The sequence below is a fragment of the Shewanella electrodiphila genome (assembly GCF_023283985.1).
GTDB lineage: Bacteria > Pseudomonadota > Gammaproteobacteria > Enterobacterales > Shewanellaceae > Shewanella > Shewanella electrodiphila.
Genome location: NZ_JAKIKU010000002.1, coordinates 69,653 through 88,748 on the forward strand (window position 1 = coordinate 69,653; position 19,096 = coordinate 88,748).

Here is a 19,096-nt window from a genome sequence, read left to right on the forward strand (position 1 = left end):
AACTCCTGTAATTCATTTCTCTAAACTGCATTAGTAGAAAGGTGATCTTCGTCACACTTTTATCTTATTGAATAATAAATGAACTGTCTAGCGCAGATAATTATCTTTGGAGCTTTAAGATTAGAATCGTAATCCATTGAAACGAATAATGTGTATGTTTTTGCAGGGGCAAACGAGTGGGAATTCAGGCAGGCAATGAACCTCATGTATTCGATTCCAGCCTATTGGTATTGAGTGACCTTATACCTCATGAACCCTAAAAAATTGAGGTATTAAATTAGTGCTTATTACTATGTAGCACTTACAGTAACAATTAATTCATGGACTAGCTTTGACGATTAAAATGATATGTTGTAACATCGCGCTTCAAATCAACCCCTCACAGAGAAAAGCACGTGAAAAAACAGCTTTTATGTTCACTAATTGTCATTTCTAATGGCGCGATAGCACAGGATAATATTAACCAAACGTCAGAAATGAATGATGATATTGAACGTATTGAGGTGAGAAGACATTGGCAGCCATATCGCGGTAATGTGCCATTGATTGATACACCACAAGCTGTCGATAGAATTAATGCTGACACGATAAAAAACGAGGGTATTACTCGTTTTATGGATGCCTTAGATTTTTCTCCAAGTATCGTAAGACAAAACAATTCTGGTGGCATGTTTGATAGCTTTGCTATTCGCGGTTTTTCTGGGGATGAAAACAATCCAACAGGTTACTTAGTGAATGGTTTTAACTCACGGGGTTATAACGGTAATAGAAATACCGCCAATATTGAAACCATTGAAGTAATGAAAGGACCAGGCTCGGCATTGTACGGTCAAGGTGAGCCAGGTGGTACAGTCAATATCGTTACTAAAAAGCCTCAGTTTGAAGAACAAGGCTATATTCAAGGGACTTTAGGTAACTACGATACTAAGCAAGTTGAGTTTGACCACACTAAAGGCATTAGTGATGATGTCGCTTACCGTATCAATGGTTTTTATGAAGATTCAGATACCTATCGCGATCATGTTGATGTTCAAAGCTTAAACTTAAGTCCGTCTCTTTTGTGGAATATTTCAGATGCCACTAGCTTAAGCTATGAAATGGAAATTCTCGATCAACGTAAGCGGTTAGAACGTGGTGTATACGTTTTAGATAATGACTTTGATGCTGTTGATACTTCGGCATTTTATGGTGACACCAGAGATGGCGACCATACCGTTAAGGCACTAGGTCACCAATTATTATTAAATCATCAGCTTAATAATAATTGGCACTTATTAACTGGCTTAGCTTATCGAGATTCATCGTTTAAAGGACAGTCTTCAGATGCAGAGCTTTCTGACGGTCGCCAGTTGATTTATAACGATCCAAATACGCTATCAAGACAACGAAGAGAGCGTGACTATCAAGCACAAGATTTGTCAGCGCGCTTCGAGATCAGTGGTGACGTAGAATTAGGAGGGTTTAAGAATAATCTTTTAGTTGGATTAGATTATTATAACTTCCAGTTAGACACTGATTACCGAGTATGGCGAACAGCTTGGGGCTCAGGTGACGATACTTATTCGATTGACCCGAACAACCCTGATTACACTATGTTTCAGCCTGAAACATCACCAACGACATTGACATCAGAAGAGCAAACAGGTGTTGGCTTTTATGCGCAAGATTTGATTGAGTTAACCGATAAAGCAAAATTATTGCTGGGCTTCAGGGTTGATCGATTTAATCAGCAAATTTTGAACAAACTGGATAACGAAGAACACGAACAAGACCAAACTGAAGTGTCTTCGCGTTTTGGATTTGTTTATGAATTAGGTGACAATATCAATGTGTACACCAGCTATGCAGAAGGGTTCAGACCGAACTCTGGTCTAGATTCAGACAGAAATGCCTTTGAACCTGAACAAACTAAGTCGTTTGAAGTGGGCCTTAAGTGGCAAAATGTCGCCGATAGATTTTCAGGTAGCCTCGCACTTTATGACGCAAGCAAAACCAATATGCTAACAGCGGAGCCTGATACAGGGTTATCTGCCACATTAGGTGAAGTAGAAAGTCAGGGCGTTGAATTTCAGCTGAGCACATTACTGACCGATGATACCAGTCTTGAACTCGCTTACGCATATACTGATGCAAGAACTGCGAAAGACTTGATTGATAACGACTGGGGTGTGCCAATTCCTAAAGGCTCACGCTTAATCAACGTTGCAGAGCATGTCGGTCATGTTGCTTTAAGACATTACACAGACATTATGGGTAAAGAAGCCTACTTTGGCGCCACAGTAAATTATGTTGGTGACCGCCTAGGTGAGACAACCGACCCAGACTATATTCTACCTGCATACACCTTAGTTAACTTATCTGCGGCGGTAGATTTAACCAGCAGATTTAGTCTGATGATTGATGTAAATAACTTATTTAATCAGCAGTATTTTGAAAGCTCGTACCATAAGTTATGGACTATGCCGGGTGAGCCGATTAATTTCACCGCGAGTGTTAAGTACCAGTTTTAATCGCTGCTTAGACTTGCTACTGCGTTGTTGAACTTCGGCAGCAGTCCTCATTGACAACAGTTAACATTAAAAAGCGACCCTAGGTCGCTTTTTTGTTGTCTTTAAAACGGACGGGGATATGTCATCATGACATTATTCATTCAATGTTATATCTAATTCCCTCCTATCTCTCAGCTAATTCTCTTCTCACTTTTCATTACACTATCATTAATGTATTGATGTATTGATGTTCATAGGCGGGTAACTAGAAGCGCTTTGTAAAGCTATGCAAAGTTATTGTTTGGCTATTTTCTTTAAAATGTGAACTATTTAGAATCAATTGCGTAACATCTCAATAATAATGAATTGCATAATAATAACGAAAATGGATTTCCAATTGATGAAAAGACATTTCACTAAAGTGGCTTTAGCAACTTCGCTGGTCATTTTGTCTGCTTGCACCAGCTCATCCTATGTCGATGAGCCCTTGGTTAAGCCGCAACTTCCTCCTTCTTGGCATACCGATGCTGAGTCGTTAAAAGACAATCAAAGTTGGGTAACACCAATAGCGACAGATCAGTTATTAGAATTTATCAGCATTGGCTTAAACACCAACCAAGCACTCATACAGCTAGCATTAGAAGTTGAGGTCAAAAAGCAGCAGCTCAATGTGAGCGATTCAAGCTTTTGGCCTGAGCTAAACCTTGGTGCGAATAGTTCCCGAAGTGGCGATAATGATGCGTCTTCTAGTGCTAATAGCCTGAGTCTAAACTTAAGTTATGAACTCGATATCTGGGGTAAATTATCTGATAACGCCAGAGCCTCAAAACTGAATTTATTAACCGCTGAAGCTAACTATCAGCAAGCAAGAGATGCTTTGGTGGCAGATTTGGTCATTGCCTATTACAAGGTAGTGACATCAAATGAACTAGTGAAGTTGTTTGAGCGCCGCACTGAAAATGCTCGCCTGAATTTTGAGATTATTGAATCAGGTTATCTGCAAGGCTTAAATGCCGCATTAGATGTCTATCTAACACAAAATGAATTTTATACTGAAAACTCCAATCTGCTATCCCAGCGCAGTCAGCGAAATCAAGATGTCAGAACCCTAGAGCGACTGTTAGGTGGCTATCCTGCGGGCAAATTATTGATTGATGAAAAACTACCATTGCTGCCACAAGGGATAAAAATTGGCGTGCCCAGTGAGTTAGTAAAACGCAAACCTGAATTAAAAGCTGCTTGGTACCAACTACTGTCGCAAGATGCGTTAGTGGCTTATACCCAAAAACAGCGATACCCATCATTGAGTTTAGGGGCCGATATTGGCACTGCCAGTAGTGACATTGCCAACTTATTAAGTGGTGACTACAGCTCATGGTCTGTGTTTGCTGGTATTACCGCACCTATTTTTAATGCGGGTCGATTAGCGTCGCTCACAGAACAACAGAAATTAAAGCTGAAGCAGCAAGAGCAACAGTATCTCAGTACCTTGTTTAACGCTTTTGAACGGGTTGAGAACAACCTAGATTTAGATGCCAGTCTGCAGCAACAATATCGCGCGACTTTAAAAGCTCAAGAAAATGCTATTCAAGCTGAAACGTTATCATTTGAGCAATACCAGGTGGGTCTAGTCAGCTATACCACTGTGTTGGATGCTCAAACGCGCGCCTTTGTTGCCCAAAGCTCAGTCATTAGCTTAAAAAACCAAATTATTGCCAACCGTATCGGACTACACCTAGCTTTAGGTGGCGATCTGGATGCGAGTGTTACAGAAGAAGAATAATATGATGAATAAGAAATACCTTATCCCCGCAGGCATTATTGCGATTGCTATCGTCAGTATCATAGTGATTACTTCAAATCCACCAAGTAGCAAACGTGGCAAACCAATGGCTGTGGCTGCAATGTCGGTAGAAACACTGATAGTTAAACCGCAGGATTATCAGATTCAGGTGAGCAGCTTTGGCGTGGTAAAACCGCGTACCCAAAGTGTGTTAGTGACGCAAGCATCAGGGCAAATCTTATCTATTAGCCCTAACTTCCGTGAAGGTGGCTTTTTTGAAAAAGGGGAAGTGTTAGTCCAGCTTGATGACCGAGATTATCAAGCAGAAGTAAAAATTGCCGAATCTGGATTAATGCTGGCGAGACAACAATTGTTAGAAGAACAAGCCCGCACCAATCAGGCACTTGCAGATTGGCAGCGTCTTAGTAATGGCCGTGAGCCAACCTCATTGGTATTACGTGAGCCACAATTAGCCGCAGCGCGAGCGGCGATGTTATCTAATCAAGCGTCATTAGAGAAAGCCAATTTAGCACTAGAGCGAACTCATGTAGTCGCACCATTTTCAGGACGAATACTCGAAAAGCATGTTGATGTGGGTCGCGTAGTGTCAACCAATGGCCAGTTAGCCACTATTTACGCAACCGATTATGTTGAAATTCGCTTACCGATTAACAACAGCGATTTAGGTTTAGTTGAGCTCCCTGAGCAAGGTAAGAAAAGCGTTGCCAAAGTAAGTTTTGAGTCGGATTTAATTGGCCTGCAAAAGTGGGAAGGAGAACTCATTCGCACTGAAGGGGCCATCGACAGTAACTCGCAGCAGCTTTACGTTGTCGCGCAAATTGACGACCCATTTGTGTATCAAGCAAGTCAGCAAATGCCGCTTAAAATTGGACAATACCTGACAGCTAATATTGCCGGTAAAAAACTTAAGCAAGCGTTAGTTATTCCAACTAAAGCTATTTATCAAGGCGCTTATGTCTATGTGGTAAATGACGGCGTATTACTGCGCAGAGAAATCACCACAAGATGGCAAAACAGCCAAGACTCAGTAATTAGTGCAGGCTTACAAAGTGGCGATGAATTGGTAACGACTTCCCTTGGTCAAGTGAGTTCTGGCACGCCAGTCTCAATCGTGGGCCAAGCGAGTAAAGCCGCTCAGTCTGATAAAGGTGAACCTAGTCCGCGTCGAGGTGATAAGCCGCCTAAAGCTAAGCTAATCGCAGATAAGGCAGCAGATAAAGCGACCAAAGAGGAGCAACGACCATGATTGCTTGGTTTGCTAAAAACCATGTCGCAGCCAATTTGTTGATGCTGTTGCTACTGGTATTAGGTTTAGGTTCATTGTCTACGCAGATCCCGCTAGAGGTATTTCCAACGGTTGAATCTGAACGAATATCAGTAAGTGTCTCGCTGCGTGGAGCTACCCCTGAAGATGTCGAAAAAGGGGTGACAATTCGCATTGAAGAAGCGGTGCAAGATTTAGAAGGAATTGAAAAAATCACGTCGAGTTCATCTGAGTCATCCTCTCGGGTGACGATTGAGGTTGATAGTGGCTACGACCCACGTGACATGTTGGCCGATATTAAAAGTCGAGTCGATGCGATTAATACCTTTCCTGCTGATGCTGAAAAACCTGTAATAGCGCTTGCCCAGCGAAAGCGTGAAGTGATTGCAGTGACGGTAACAGGTAAATACAGCGAAAAAGAAACCATTGAGTTTGCTGAAGTCGTGCGTGATGAATTACTGCGACTTGATGGCGTGACCCAAATGGATTTAAGCGGGGTGCGTAACTATGAGGTGTCGTTAGCGTTATCGCAAAACAAGTTACGCCAATACAATTTAACCCTTAGTGAAGTGTCGCGAGCAATTAATGCCTCCAGTACCGATATCTCAGCGGGTAACTTAAAAACCCAAGGCGGCGATATTTTACTGCGCTCAAAAGGCCAAGCTTATTACAAAGATGAGTTTTCCAATATCGCGATTAAATCTGCTGCAGATGGCACCATTATTCGCTTAGGTGATATTGCTAATGTCGAAGATGGTTTTGAAGAAACCCCAGTAAGAACCCGTTTTAATGGCCAGCAGGCTGCCTTTATTGATGTCTATCGTATTGGCCAGCAAAGTGCGATTGATGTTGCTGATCAGGTCAAAGGCTATATTGATTCACGTCAGGCAACACTGCCTGAAGGTTATGGCCTTAGCTACTGGGATGATGATTCTGAAATCGTTAAAAACCGTATTGCCACGTTAACAGGCAGTGCACTGCAGGGCGGTATTTTGGTTCTGCTATTGCTGACACTGTTTTTACGTCCTTCCATTGCGATTTGGGTGTTTATCGGTATTCCAGTGTCTTTTATGGGCGCTTTTATCTTTATGCCGTTTTTTGGTGTTTCATTAAACGTCATCAGTTTATTTGGTTTTATTCTGGTACTGGGTATTGTGGTCGATGATGCGATTGTGACCGGCGAGAATATTTATACTCACCTTAAGACTTCTCCCAATGGCGAACATGCGGCTATTTTGGGTACGCAAGAAGTGGCTGCGCCCGTGACCTTTGGTATTCTTACAACGATTACTGCCTTTTTACCTATGTTGTTTATCGAGGGGAATCGAGGGGCGATATTTGGCCAGATTGCGATTGTAGTTATCCCAGTTTTATTGTTCTCATTAATCGAATCTAAGTTTGTTCTGCCTGCTCACCTTAAGTACATTAAACTGCGTAACGATAAGGACCAATACAATAAGTTTGAGGTGTTTCAGCAAAAATTCGCAGATGGGTTTGAACATGCAATTATTAAGTTTTATCAACCATTCTTGCGCATAGCGCTAAAGCATAAAACTGCTACGTTAAGTTTATTCCTGAGTATTTTGCTGATTATTGCAGCATTACTGGCTACGGGCTGGACCAAGTTTACCTTCTTCCCGCGCATTCCCAGTGAAACGGTACGTCTTAACTTGACCATGCCAGCAGGCACCCCATTTGAGGTGACTAACGCACATATTATTGCTATTGCCGCTAAAGCTGAGGCGCTGCAAGAAAAGTATCGAGATGAAGATACGGGCGAGAGTGTGATCATTAATATTCTAGCGACCACAGGTGGCCGTGGTGGCACATCAAATGCGGGGGGCGTTCGTTTTGAAATCACCCCTGCAGAAAAGCGTGAGTCAGATATTACTTCACGGCAGTTACTAACTGAGTGGCGCCGTAGTGTCGGTGATATTCCGGGTGCGGAGTCTGTGACCTATCGCGCTGAAATCGGCCGAAGCTCTGATCCAATTGATGTGCAGTTAAGTGCGAATTCCCTTGAGACATTGCGAGAAATTGCCGACCAAGTGAAACAACACTTGAAAACCTATCCGACCGTATTTGATATTGCCGACAGTTTATCTAACGGTAAAGAAGAGCTGTTAATTGAGTTAACCGAGCAAGGTAAAGCCTTAGGCTTAACCCGTCAGGAAGTTTCAAGCCAAGTCAGAAGTTTCTATTTTGGCGCCGAAGTACAACGTATACAACGTGGCCGTGATGATGTGCGGGTCATGTTACGTTTGCCATTGGATGAACGTCAGTCATTGGATGACCTTAAAAAGGTATTGATTACCACCAGTCAAGGCACACAAGTGCCGCTTGGCCATGTGGCGAAAATGACCTCAGGTAAAAGCCCATCTAGTATTCGAAGAATCGATCGCTATCGAGTGTTAAATGTCACTGCGGATGTGGATAAAGACAACACGAATATGACAGTACTTCAAGCCGATCTTAAGGTCTATCTTGATGGTTTAGTGCAGCAATATCCTGGTGTGCGCCATTCGCTTGAAGGCGAAGCGCGTGAGCAACGAGACAGCTTTGGTTCATTGCAGTGGGGCTTGGTGTTTGTGTTGTTTATGATTTATAGCCTATTGGCGATACCGTTTAAGTCATACATTCAGCCGCTAATTGTGATGAGTGTGATCCCCTTTGGTTTAATTGGTGCGGTACTCGGTCACTGGTTTATGGGATCGCCACTCACCATTTTCAGTATTTTAGGGATGCTTGCTCTGGTGGGGGTTGTGGTTAATGACTCGTTAGTGCTGGTGGATTTTATCAATAAAAAACGTATTGAAGGTATGCCATTAGCCGAGGCGGTATTAACCGCAGGCACAAAACGATTTAGACCGGTTATGTTGACCAGTTTAACCACCTTTATTGGTCTGATGCCCTTGCTACTCGAAAAATCTACCCAAGCGCAGTTCTTAATTCCAATGGCGATTTCACTAGGCTTCGGGATTATCTTTGCCACCTTTATCACCTTGATTTTGGTGCCAGTTAATTACCTTGTGGTTGAGCGATTAAAGGGCAATAAAGTGGATCACGCAAGTTTAGACCAGACGTTTGATGATGCTTTTGGTGTGGCTAAATCTTAGTTCTGCATATCGTATATATTGTACGTCGTATATCGCATAGAGCTGTGGGGCTAAATTAGTCTGAATGTCTATATTAGCGAAGACACAAAAAGGGGAACAGAGATTGTTCCCCTTTTTTGATCGTGTTAAACCAAACAATGATGCCGTTCGATTATTTATTGAGGTTAATGGGGGTAATGGGGAGGGAATTTAATATCTGTTTGAATTTTAGGCAGCTAGAACCTGCACCGTTTACTTCACCCTTAAATTGTTGATTAAATGTAACGAATGGATGCTGTAAAAAATTATACTCATGTGAAGTAGTAGCCAAAGCTGATTTTAAAGATGGCTTGTAGATATTAAAAATACAGCGTGATTTGTTGTTAATAAATGTAAAAGGAATAACCATTTCTATGGATAGAATGCCTGATTTTTCATCATATACGTATGGTGAGCTGCTAGATGTGCGTAATCAGATTGATAAGACAATATACCGAGACCGTTTTGACGAAGTCGCTAGGCTGATCCAAATCTACGAAGCCTCTCCAAAAGAAGCATCACCAAGAGAAGCTGTCGAGGAAGAACAAAAGGCAATCACCAATAAATACGCGACCTTTTGGCACCGCCTAGGCGCAGCAATTATTGATGGTTTTTTTTTAGCACCAATATTGTATCTTGAGTGCTTAATTTTCGGGGTAGAATTTAACTTAAACGATCAATTACAACAGTCATTACACGGCTTACAGATCATTATTTACTATATATTCATGCATGCTTTTTATGGACAAACAGTTGGTAAAATGTGTACAGGCGTAAAAGTAGTAAATCATGAAGATGAAACTCCTATTGGTTTAAACCAATCTATTTTAAGGGAGTCTGTTAGCTTAGGATTTTGTTTAATTGGACTGTTGCTTATCGTTGTTAGTTTGAAAGTTAATATTGCTAATATCGAACCATTAATTTTCACTCTACTATTTATAGGAATACTTGCGTTAGGTTGGAACATTTCAGAATTCATCACCATGCTTTTAAATGACAAACGCCGCGCAGTACACGATTTTATTGGCAGGACGGTAGTGGTCATCACGAATGATTAAATGATTCAATTAACGGCTTTATTAAATTCGCTACCTATTGCAATTGTATAGCCTAAAACGCTGATAAATATTGTGGATATTTCCCATCATTTTCACCTAAAGAAAACAAGCTTGCAGACTTAATCTACTGGATGTACTACTACCAACTTGGAAGGTATTAATTGAAGTTATTGAAACTACTTGTGCTGATGTTTTTTACAAACTCGGCAGTTGCGGCTAGCCCATTGTTAACACTGAGCAAGGCATCATCAGAACTATCGCATAGTCTGCAATTAGATAACGGTTTATTAGTTAATATTATCTCTGATCCCAGAGCCACCTCGAGTGCTATTTCTGTCAATATTGGCGCAGGTCAAAGGCATAGCCCAGAAAAATATCAGGGGTTACCACACCTTCTTGAACACGCTGTTTTCATGGGAAGTACCGCATTTCCTGCCCCCTCTGATTGGGACGATTTTGTCAAATCAGCAGGCGGATGGTCAAATGCATCAACAAGACCAGACAATACTCGATATCACTTACAAATTGAGCATGAGTATCTTTATCAATCTCTAGTACGATTATCAGATTTACTATTTAAGCCCTTGCTCACCGTAGATGTTGTAGATATCGGAGTCGCTGAAGTTAATGAGGAGTTCTTAACGGGTAAAACAAGTGAATGGCAGCGGATTTTGTCTGTCATAAGAGCGACAACGTCAACTGCAAATAGCGCCAAGCTTTTTGGGACGGGTAATAAAGCGTCTTTGAATGGCAGCTCTCAAGAGTTGAGGTTAGCCGCACAGCAGTTTCATAGTACTTACTATGTCCCAAATAATATGGTTTTAGTTATTTATACAAATCAGAATTATGAGCAGGCTGCAAAGTTAGTAAGCAAAACATTTGGCAGACTAGACCGCGGTAATATACCGAAGCTTCAACGTGTTGACCTTCACGATACTAGTCAACTAAGTTCCCTTTATAAAATAGATGCTAAATCTGCGAACGCGAGTGTAGATATACGCTTTAATATTCCAACAAGATTTGATAAAAAAAATCGGTCATTAGCAAGGTATGTTGCTGAGTTAATTGGTCACGAGACTAAAGGCTCCATTTTAAGTTACCTAAAAGCTGAAGGGTTAGCACATTCTGTGTCGACAGGATTTCAGGGCGATAGCTACAATGAAGTCTTGGATGTTTACATTCAGCTAACCGATGAAGGAAAAGAAAACTATCAGGAAGTCATTAACGTTGTTTTTGCTTACATTAATATGCTGAATACAAATACCCATCCTCACTATATTAATGCAGAGCTTCAATACCTTCAGGCTCAAGCAATGAATACACAAATTAGTCGAGATGCTGGTGATTGGGTAAGTGATATTTCAGATTTAATGCTATTTACTCAAGAAGACCCTATTATTTTTGGTTATTCACAAGACTCACTTTCTCAGTCAGATATTCAAGATTATTTACAGTATATTTCTCCTAATAACATGCAGGTGTTTCTGACTACCAATGAGATAGAAGGTGAGACATTTATAACGCCTTATTACGAGACTATTTATTCACAATCAATATTCTCAACGTTACAAACTACAACCTGGATGAAAGCCTCTTTAAGTGAGCTAGCATTTCCCTCTCCCAATATTTTTATATCAAAAACTACAGAGAAACAGAATTTAGGTATTCATAAAGAAAGAACGTTTTCAGGCGAAATACTTGGACTAGAAAGTGACGCTTTGGTCACTATAGCGTTAGATGAAAGGTTAACCTTAATTGATAAAATGTCGTTGAGTATTATGCTAAAAGCTTATTTGGAAACATCATTAGGTGATAACGACTACTTTGCCAAACTGGCTGGTTACAGAATGAATTTTAAATCGGATGCTGACTTTATAAAGATTGTGTTTAGTGGCGAAAAATCAAACTTAATGACATATTTGAATTCAGTATTAACTGAAGTGCTTAATCCTTCTATTTCTAACGAATCATTCTTGCAAGCAAAGAAAAAGGTCATTTTTGAATTGGAAAGTAAGGCTGAAGACAAGGCATTTAAACAAGCTTTCTTTAACATGAACTTACTAAAATTTGGCATTATGTCGAGTGACTCATTGATATCTATTGTTGAAAGTATGACTTTAAAACAATATAAATCTTTACTCAGTAACTTACCTGATGATCTGTTCATTCTCGTTCCCAACAAAGGGACCCCTCCATTTAAAAATCTTAAAAAAAGTACACCTAAGAAAACAGATGAGAAAGCGAAAATAACTAAAGTGGTTGGTTTCCCTAATGCTGGTAACGCTGCTGCATATTCTTTATGGCTGAACGATAATCCTGTTTTTGATCTGGCAGTGTTGAGCGTACTCAATGAAGTTATTGCAGCGCCATTTAAGGCAGAAATGAGAATGAAAAGAAAGCTAGCATACATTGCAGACACTCATTTAAGTGTAGATTCAGGTATTTCATTAACTTTCATTATCGAGTCATCACATCATTCTTCTAAGGAGTTAGAAATAGTTGTGAAAGATTATCTTAAAGACCAATTAGATTCAGGCACTTTGTTTAGTGATGAAAGTATCAAACTGGCTAAAGTGAATACACTACGCAAACTGGAAGATAATTTGCTGCGAGAGCCAACGAACTACACACTTCAAGTCTTACAAGTTGGCAGCTCATTGAGTGATTATAAAAACTGTTTAAATCAAGTAATCAAAGGCATAACCAAAGAAGATTTATTGGCTATTTTAGAACAATGAACATACCGTTAATTCAATTATTAACCTGTTACTTAACTATGGTATGTGTAAGTCATAGCTGGAAATTATTAACACAACTGACTCTGTGGAATAAAACAGTATAGAAAGCTGTTTTGTTTCCTTTCAAACCTCAAACCTCAAATCAAAAACAGAGCAAGAGCTGAAACCACCTTTGCCTTTTCATCTTCCAACAAATACCTCATATAAATCATGAATAAATTCACAACGAACTTATCAATAGGGATTAAAACAGAGTCTGTGATTTTAAACTGGTCAATGCTTAAAGATGAGTAAATAAAATGTCATAATAGTTGGAGCTGTTCTGAAATAAGAACAAAAGGTGTTTGCTGTTTTACATGCAAAATCATCACTGTATGTTTTACAAAACTTATATTTACAAGGACTTAATATGAAACGTTTTCTCGCCTTGATACTGCTTTGTCAGGCTCCTTTTGTTGCTGCAAATGACGCAACTTCAACAGAGATAGTCCATTGGCAAGATAATAGTTTGTCTTATCTGTATGGTGATAATTTTAAAGTGAACCCGAAAACCCAGCAAACGATCACATTTGAACATGCTAGTGGCTGGAATATCGGTGATTTGTTCATGTTTGTGGACTTTACTAAATATAATGGCGAAGAAGATTTTTTAAATGGCGAAACAACCTATTACGGTGAGTTCGCCCCACGTTTTAGCTTTAGCAAAATGTTAGATAAACCTGTAGAAATGGGTTTTGTAAAAGATGTTTTATTAGCAACGACGGTTGAGTTTGGTGAAGGCGATGTTGAATCATTCTTAATTGGTGCAGGCTTTGATTTAGCGATTCCAGGTTTCGATTTTTTCCAATTAAATATGTATAAGCGTTTACCTGATGGCCGTGATGGCGATACATGGCAAATTACTCCAGCATGGAAAATGAGTTGGCCTGTTGGCGAATCAACGATCGTATTTGATGGTTTTATTGATTGGGTAGTCGATTCTGATGGCAGCTATGAGAAAAACTTCCACTTTAACCCGCAGCTTAAATATGACTTAGGCAAACAAGTGGGGCTAGGTGATAGCGCGTTATTAGTCGGTATTGAATATGATTATTGGAAGAATAAATACGGTATAAAAAGCAGTTCAGGCTTTGATACTGACCAAAGCGTAACCAGCTTACTCGTTAAATACCATTTCTAATGTCTGGATTAACTTATTACTTAACTTTATTCATAAAGATGTAATGAGTTCTGGCTGGTTATCACTATCAATTTACTGATTCAGATAGGTAAAGTGACTGAAGTGTCGATAGCCTGAATGTCACCTGCAAGCTGAATACTTGGGTTAAGCAATAGCGTCAGTATGAGTACATTCTCATACTGACTTAGCTATCAGATTAGTCTGTTACTAACTCAGAATTAGATAGATGTTGGTAGTGCAGGTAGCGTTCATATTGATTAATCACGTCAGCGATTATTTGCTCTTGGGTGTATCCCATCACATCATAATGTTGCCCGCCGTGCTCTAAAAATACTTCTACTCGGTAATAATCCTGCTCGCTAGCAAAGCCTTCGATATCAGCGCCATTCATTGTAAATGCGCGAATACGTAAACCATAAGCAAACTGTAATGCTTCATTATTACCAATTAATAATCGCACCCGTTTATCATGCTGAGTAATAACAGCAGGGGTATTGTTGGCTAAAAATATTTTTACCACTTCTTCTAAGCCAGGCTTAGCAACAGTATTCAAGAATTGTTGCGCATCCTCTTTACTGGGGTGAGACACCAATATATTGACTCGTTCTTTCCAACTTATGCTAGTTTTGGCAAATTGAACCCCAGTATGGTGTTGCTGCACGCTTTCAAGCTTTAAGCGATCATCTTGCAAGGCTTTGTATAAACCAATACACATCAAAAGCATGACAATCATAATGGGCAGCGCACTGGCAATGGCAGCTGTTTGTAGTGCTTGTAACCCCCCAGCCAGTAATAATACGCTGGCAACAACCCCTTGTAATATGGCCCAGAATACACGTTGGCCTGCGGGTGATTGCTCATTGCCGCCTGAGGTTAAATTATCAATCACTAACGAGCCAGAATCAGACGAAGTAATAAAGAAAGTTACCACCAAGAAAATGGCTAACACTGATAATGCGGTCGAAAATGGTAGATGCTCAAAAAATCTAAACAAGGCTACTGACACATCACTTGATACGGCTTCAGATAGATAGGTTGCGCCTTGGTTTCTGATTAGGTCGATGGCGCTATTACCAAATACCGTCATCCACAGGAATGTCACCCCAGTAGGGAAAAATAACACCCCAGCGATAAACTCACGAATGGTACGGCCACGACTAACTCGAGCAATGAAGGTACCGACAAATGGCGACCATGAAATCCACCACCCCCAGTACAATAATGTCCAGCCACCTAACCAATCATCTTTTTGCTCATAGGCATATAGATTAAAGGTTTTACCGACAATATCGCTTAAATAGCCCCCGGTATTTTGCACAAATGCTTGCAGTAACATCACGGTCGGGCCGAGCAGTAAAACCGCAGTTAACAGCAGCAAGGCCAGCGTGAGGTTGAGTACACTTAAGCGTTTAACGCCTTTGTCTAAGCCTGCAAAAACAGAGAGTGTTGCGATAGCGGTGATAATCATAATGATAACCACCTGCACTGTTGGGTTATTTGGCACCCCATCAAATAAATAACTTAAGCCTGAATTAACTTGCAGTACGCCAAAACCTAAAGAGGTGGCGACACCAAACATGGTGCCGAGCACCGCAAACGTATCAACGGCATGGCCGATAGGGCCGTAAATGCGCTCTCCAATTAAAGGATATAACGCAGACCGAGGCAGTAAGGGTAATTTATGACGGTATGAGAAGTACGCTAGGCTAAGTGCCACAACGGCATAAATCGCCCAAATATGAATACCATAATGATAAAAGGTAATATTCAAGGCTTCTTTAGCGGCTTCCAGTGTCTCAGGTGTTGCATCAGGTGGCGCGAGATAATGCATCACGGGTTCAGCAACGCCAAAAAACATTAATCCAATTCCCATGCCGGCAGAAAACAACATCGAGGCCCAGCTTTTAAAGCTGTAATCAGGGACGGAGTGATCAGGACCTAGTTTGATATCTCCGAAACGGCTGACCATGACAAAGATGATAAAGATAAGGAATATCGCGACCCCAACAATATACAACCAGCCTGCTTTGACTTCTAAATAGCTTTGAATGGATTTGAAAAAGATGCTGGCTTGCTCTGGCCAAACCGCACAGATAAATACCATGACAAATATAAGCAGCACAGAAGGGAAGAAAACCGGAGGATAAATACTCGATTTCTTAAACATGATTGGGACCTGTATATGGGGTTATGAACGCTGAGACTTATTGTTAACACAAGCTAAGTATAGGCATGTTCTAATCGATTGCGGCTAAAGCAATCATTTATTGGGTAATTCGCACACTCACAGGGACAACGGGTTTAGGGGGAAAGCAAGATAAACTCGTGTCGTTTAGGGCTAACAAATTTTTAGGGTGCGCAGTGTAACAGCTTGTTAGGGGAAATGTGAAAAAGTTGAAGGAGGTCTGACTTTGATCTCACTAATTATGCACCTACTAATTCAATCTCTGGTTGGTGCTATGACTTAAACGCTCGGCAATGACCAGGTGTGTTGCACTGACTTAAAGCCAACATTGTGGATTCCCCTGTCACAATCGACTAGAAAAAGGCCTTTTACTTATTTAGAGGTTCATTAAGCCATAACATGGCACATGTCGACTCATTGATGAAAGAACGGTGAAATTATCAATAGCGAACATCCAACATTGAATCTCATTTGGTATCTGCTTCGACCTAACTTTAAAAAACAATACTTTTATTTTGTCTTTTAGCCAACCTGATGAATGTTGCAATAATGCCTCAAGTAATTAAAAGCTCTGCCTACTCAAGTTGTTAACTCATTTAAAAGGTAATTGTTAATATTTTGTTGAAACTGATTGCAGTGTTTGCCCGATAATAAACATTAAGTGAATAACCTAAGATGAATTCACAAGTTAGAAGCAATGCAATAGCTGCTAACTATGTATTCAAATGACGTTATTCTATGGAGAGTTAATTATGAAATATGCAGGTTTTCAAACATTCACAACGGAACAAAAAGCAGGTGTTTTAACGGTTACATTTGATTTTGGCGCGGTCAATGTTCAAGGACAAGAAATGCTTGCCGACTTGAATAGCTTAGCAATGCGTTTAGAGCGAGATCGCAATACCAAGGTGGTCGTTTTTCAATCTGCAAATCCTGAAATTTGGGTTTGTCATTATGATACTGAACTACTTAAAGATATGTCTGTAGAAGCGGTATCCCGTGAAGAGGCTCAGCTGTTAGATTTACAATCCGTATGTGAACGGATCAGTAAAGTTCCCCAAGCGACTATTGCAAAACTTGAAGGTTTCGCAAGAGGCGGTGGCCATGAGTTAGCACTGGCTTTAGATATGCGTTTTGCTGCTCGTGGTAAGTTTAAATTTATGCAGATGGAAGTGGGTATGGGCATTCTGCCATGTGGTGGCGGGGCATCTCGTATGGCACGTCAAGCTGGTTTAGGTAGAGCGTTAGAGATTATTTTAAGTGCGCGTGACTTTGATGCCGATGAAGCAGAAGCCTATGGCACGATTAATAGAGCGCTCGAGCCCGATGAAATTGGTGAGTACGTCGACAACTTGGCTAACCGTATTGCGCAGTTCCCTGCAGAGTCAATCAATGCCTGTAAGCAAGCTGTTTATGAGTCTATCGATAAACCCATTGATGAAGCGTTAAAAGCTGAAGCTTATTGGTTGTACCAAGCAACCAGTAAAACACCCGCCATTAAGCGTTTTACTATTGCTGATGAACAAGGTTTAGAGCACGATATTGAAAATCAACGCAAGTGGAACGAGTTAGTGATGAATGTTCAGGACATTAACTAATGAACGCCGCAGGGCATAAGCAACTTGTGTCTCGTTTTTTCGAATTATTCACTGAGTCTGATATCGATGGTGTTTTGTCTTTATTAGATGATGATGTTCGTTGGCGAATGATGGGACAGCAAGGTGGCTTACCTATTTCAGGAGAAATGGATAAGCAGGGTATAAAAGATTTAATGATAAGCGTTAAAGAGTTGATGGTTGGTCAGTTGATGATGACGACGAAAGCTTGGACGATTGATGATAATCGTGTTGCAGTTGAGGTTGAGTCATTGGGCGAACTTAAAAATGGTAAGCGTTATAACAACCTTTATCATTATTTAATTATTGTAAAAGATGGAAGAATTGAAACCATCAAAGAGTATGCCGATACCGACCAAGTTAGGCGGGTATTTTTTGATTAGTCAGTTAAAAGTGAGGCCCTAAGGAAACTTATGGGCCTCTTTTTTTATGGGATTTTAAGAAATCGATGACCTACAGCGGGTTTATGTAAATAGCTTATTTGTCACATTGGGCCGGTGTTACTAATGTTGAACGCTGGGACTTGCTGGTTACGGTGCACTAAGGAAACTTTAATGAAGTTAGTGGAACGAATTTGTCAGTGTTGATTATTAACTATTCATTAAAACTGATTCAGTTATCTTAGGTATTATTAAAGTATTGCGTGCAATTTATACTGTTTTCACTGATTAGGCCTAAGAGCCTATATCGAATAGATAACTGGAGAAAACACATGCAATATGAAGGTAAGGTATATCGCCCTTGGATGGAGGCTGAAAGTATCCTCATTCAGACTACGATAGGCTGTACAATTAATACGTGTACATTTTGCAGCATGTTTAGAGACAAGAAATTTCGTATCAGAGATATCGAAGATATTTTTGCTGATATAGAAAGTGCACGCAAAACCCACCCATTTGTTGAATCAATCTTTTTAATTGATGGCGATGTGATGGCGATTAGAGCTGAGATGTTGATTAAGATTTTAAATAAACTCACTGACACATTTCCTGAAATTAAAAACATTGCTCTCTATGCTGGCTATAACAATATACGTCGTAAATCAGTTAACGACTTAATCGCAATGCGAAAAGCGGGTTTAACTATGGTATACGCAGGCTTAGAGTCTGGTGATGCGGTAGTACTAGAGCAAATTAATAAAGGAATGACACCTGCACATGTTGTTGAAGGTGCCAACATGATCAAAGAAGCTGGCATTAGGTTATTAGCTTCATTTATTTTTGGTTTAGGTGGCAAAACACGTTCTAAAGAACATATTGAAGCGACTACCAATATCTTAAACCTAACTCAGCCGGAAGAAATTGCGCCAATGGGGCTTGCGATTCAACCCGGCACAGAATTAGAGCAAGATGTGGCGAGTGGAAAATTTGTTAGAGCAACGCCATTGCAAATTTTAGAAGAAGAGAAGTACCTATTAGATAATTTGAATTTTGAAACTTTTTATTGGGGCGATCATGGTAACAACATCGCGACAATGCGAGGCTGGTTACCTAAAGACCAAGCACGTTTTAAAAATCATATTGTTGACAACATAAAGAATAACCCGATAACTCAAGATAATGTTATCCAAACGTTTTCTTGGTAGGTGTAGGGGAAGTTAATACTTCTTAGAACGCTTAAAAAATTGA

Annotated in this window: 11 protein-coding genes; 10 read left to right on the forward strand and 1 reads right to left on the reverse strand. The window is 40.3% G+C overall.

The genetic code is table 11. From position 1 onward, the window contains the following. The first annotated feature begins 395 nt into the window (after nucleotides 1-395). From L2737_RS03910 to L2737_RS03940, 7 genes are all read left to right on the forward strand, one after another. Nucleotides 396-2,510 carry a TonB-dependent siderophore receptor gene (locus L2737_RS03910; protein WP_248954858.1) on the forward strand — a complete coding sequence of 705 codons (2,115 nt, stop codon included), beginning with the start codon at nucleotides 396-398 and terminating at the stop codon, nucleotides 2,508-2,510. Nucleotides 2,511-2,889: 379 nt separating this feature from the next. Next, nucleotides 2,890-4,272, forward strand: a complete 1,383-nt coding sequence (locus L2737_RS03915; protein ID WP_157936176.1) for a TolC family protein — start codon at nucleotides 2,890-2,892, stop codon at nucleotides 4,270-4,272. Between the two features lies 1 nt (nucleotide 4,273). After that, nucleotides 4,274-5,539, forward strand: a complete 1,266-nt coding sequence (locus L2737_RS03920; RefSeq protein ID WP_248954859.1) for an efflux RND transporter periplasmic adaptor subunit — start codon at nucleotides 4,274-4,276, stop codon at nucleotides 5,537-5,539. Then, nucleotides 5,536-8,673: an efflux RND transporter permease subunit gene (locus L2737_RS03925; protein ID WP_102526104.1), complete on the forward strand. Its 3,138-nt coding sequence runs from the start codon at nucleotides 5,536-5,538 to the stop codon at nucleotides 8,671-8,673. The genes L2737_RS03920 and L2737_RS03925 overlap by 4 nt, the downstream gene beginning before the upstream one ends. Nucleotides 8,674-9,065: 392 nt before the next feature. Next, entirely contained in the window at nucleotides 9,066-9,749 is a 684-nt protein-coding gene (locus tag L2737_RS03930; RefSeq protein WP_248954860.1) for an RDD family protein, read from the forward strand. 161 nt (nucleotides 9,750-9,910) lie between these two features. After that, nucleotides 9,911-12,487, forward strand: coding sequence for an insulinase family protein (locus L2737_RS03935; protein WP_248954862.1), 2,577 nt, complete (start codon nucleotides 9,911-9,913; stop codon nucleotides 12,485-12,487). 409 nt (nucleotides 12,488-12,896) lie between these two features. Then, a complete protein-coding gene (locus L2737_RS03940) occupies nucleotides 12,897-13,667 on the forward strand; it encodes an outer membrane protein OmpK (RefSeq protein WP_248954863.1) in 771 nt (256 codons plus the stop codon). Nucleotides 13,668-13,863: 196 nt separating this feature from the next. Here the strand turns inward: L2737_RS03940 and L2737_RS03945 are convergent, their stop codons facing one another. Further along, nucleotides 13,864-15,834, reverse strand: coding sequence for a BCCT family transporter (locus tag L2737_RS03945; protein WP_248954864.1), 1,971 nt, complete (start codon nucleotides 15,832-15,834; stop codon nucleotides 13,864-13,866). Between the two features lie 770 nt (nucleotides 15,835-16,604). On the opposite strand from L2737_RS03945, the gene L2737_RS03950 reads away from it, so the two are divergent. The 3 genes from L2737_RS03950 (at nucleotide 16,605) to L2737_RS03960 (ending at nucleotide 19,053) form a co-directional block, all read left to right on the forward strand. Further along, nucleotides 16,605-17,450 carry an enoyl-CoA hydratase/isomerase family protein gene (locus tag L2737_RS03950; protein WP_248954865.1) on the forward strand — a complete coding sequence of 282 codons (846 nt, stop codon included), beginning with the start codon at nucleotides 16,605-16,607 and terminating at the stop codon, nucleotides 17,448-17,450. Beyond that, entirely contained in the window at nucleotides 17,450-17,851 is a 402-nt protein-coding gene (locus L2737_RS03955) for a nuclear transport factor 2 family protein (protein ID WP_229369392.1), read from the forward strand. Before L2737_RS03950 ends, L2737_RS03955 begins: the two co-directional genes overlap by 1 nt. A gap of 329 nt (nucleotides 17,852-18,180) precedes the next feature. Beyond that, on the forward strand, nucleotides 18,181-19,053 hold the full coding sequence (locus L2737_RS03960; protein WP_229369390.1) for a B12-binding domain-containing radical SAM protein: 873 nt from the start codon (nucleotides 18,181-18,183) through the stop codon (nucleotides 19,051-19,053). The last annotated feature ends 43 nt before the right edge of the window (nucleotides 19,054-19,096 follow it).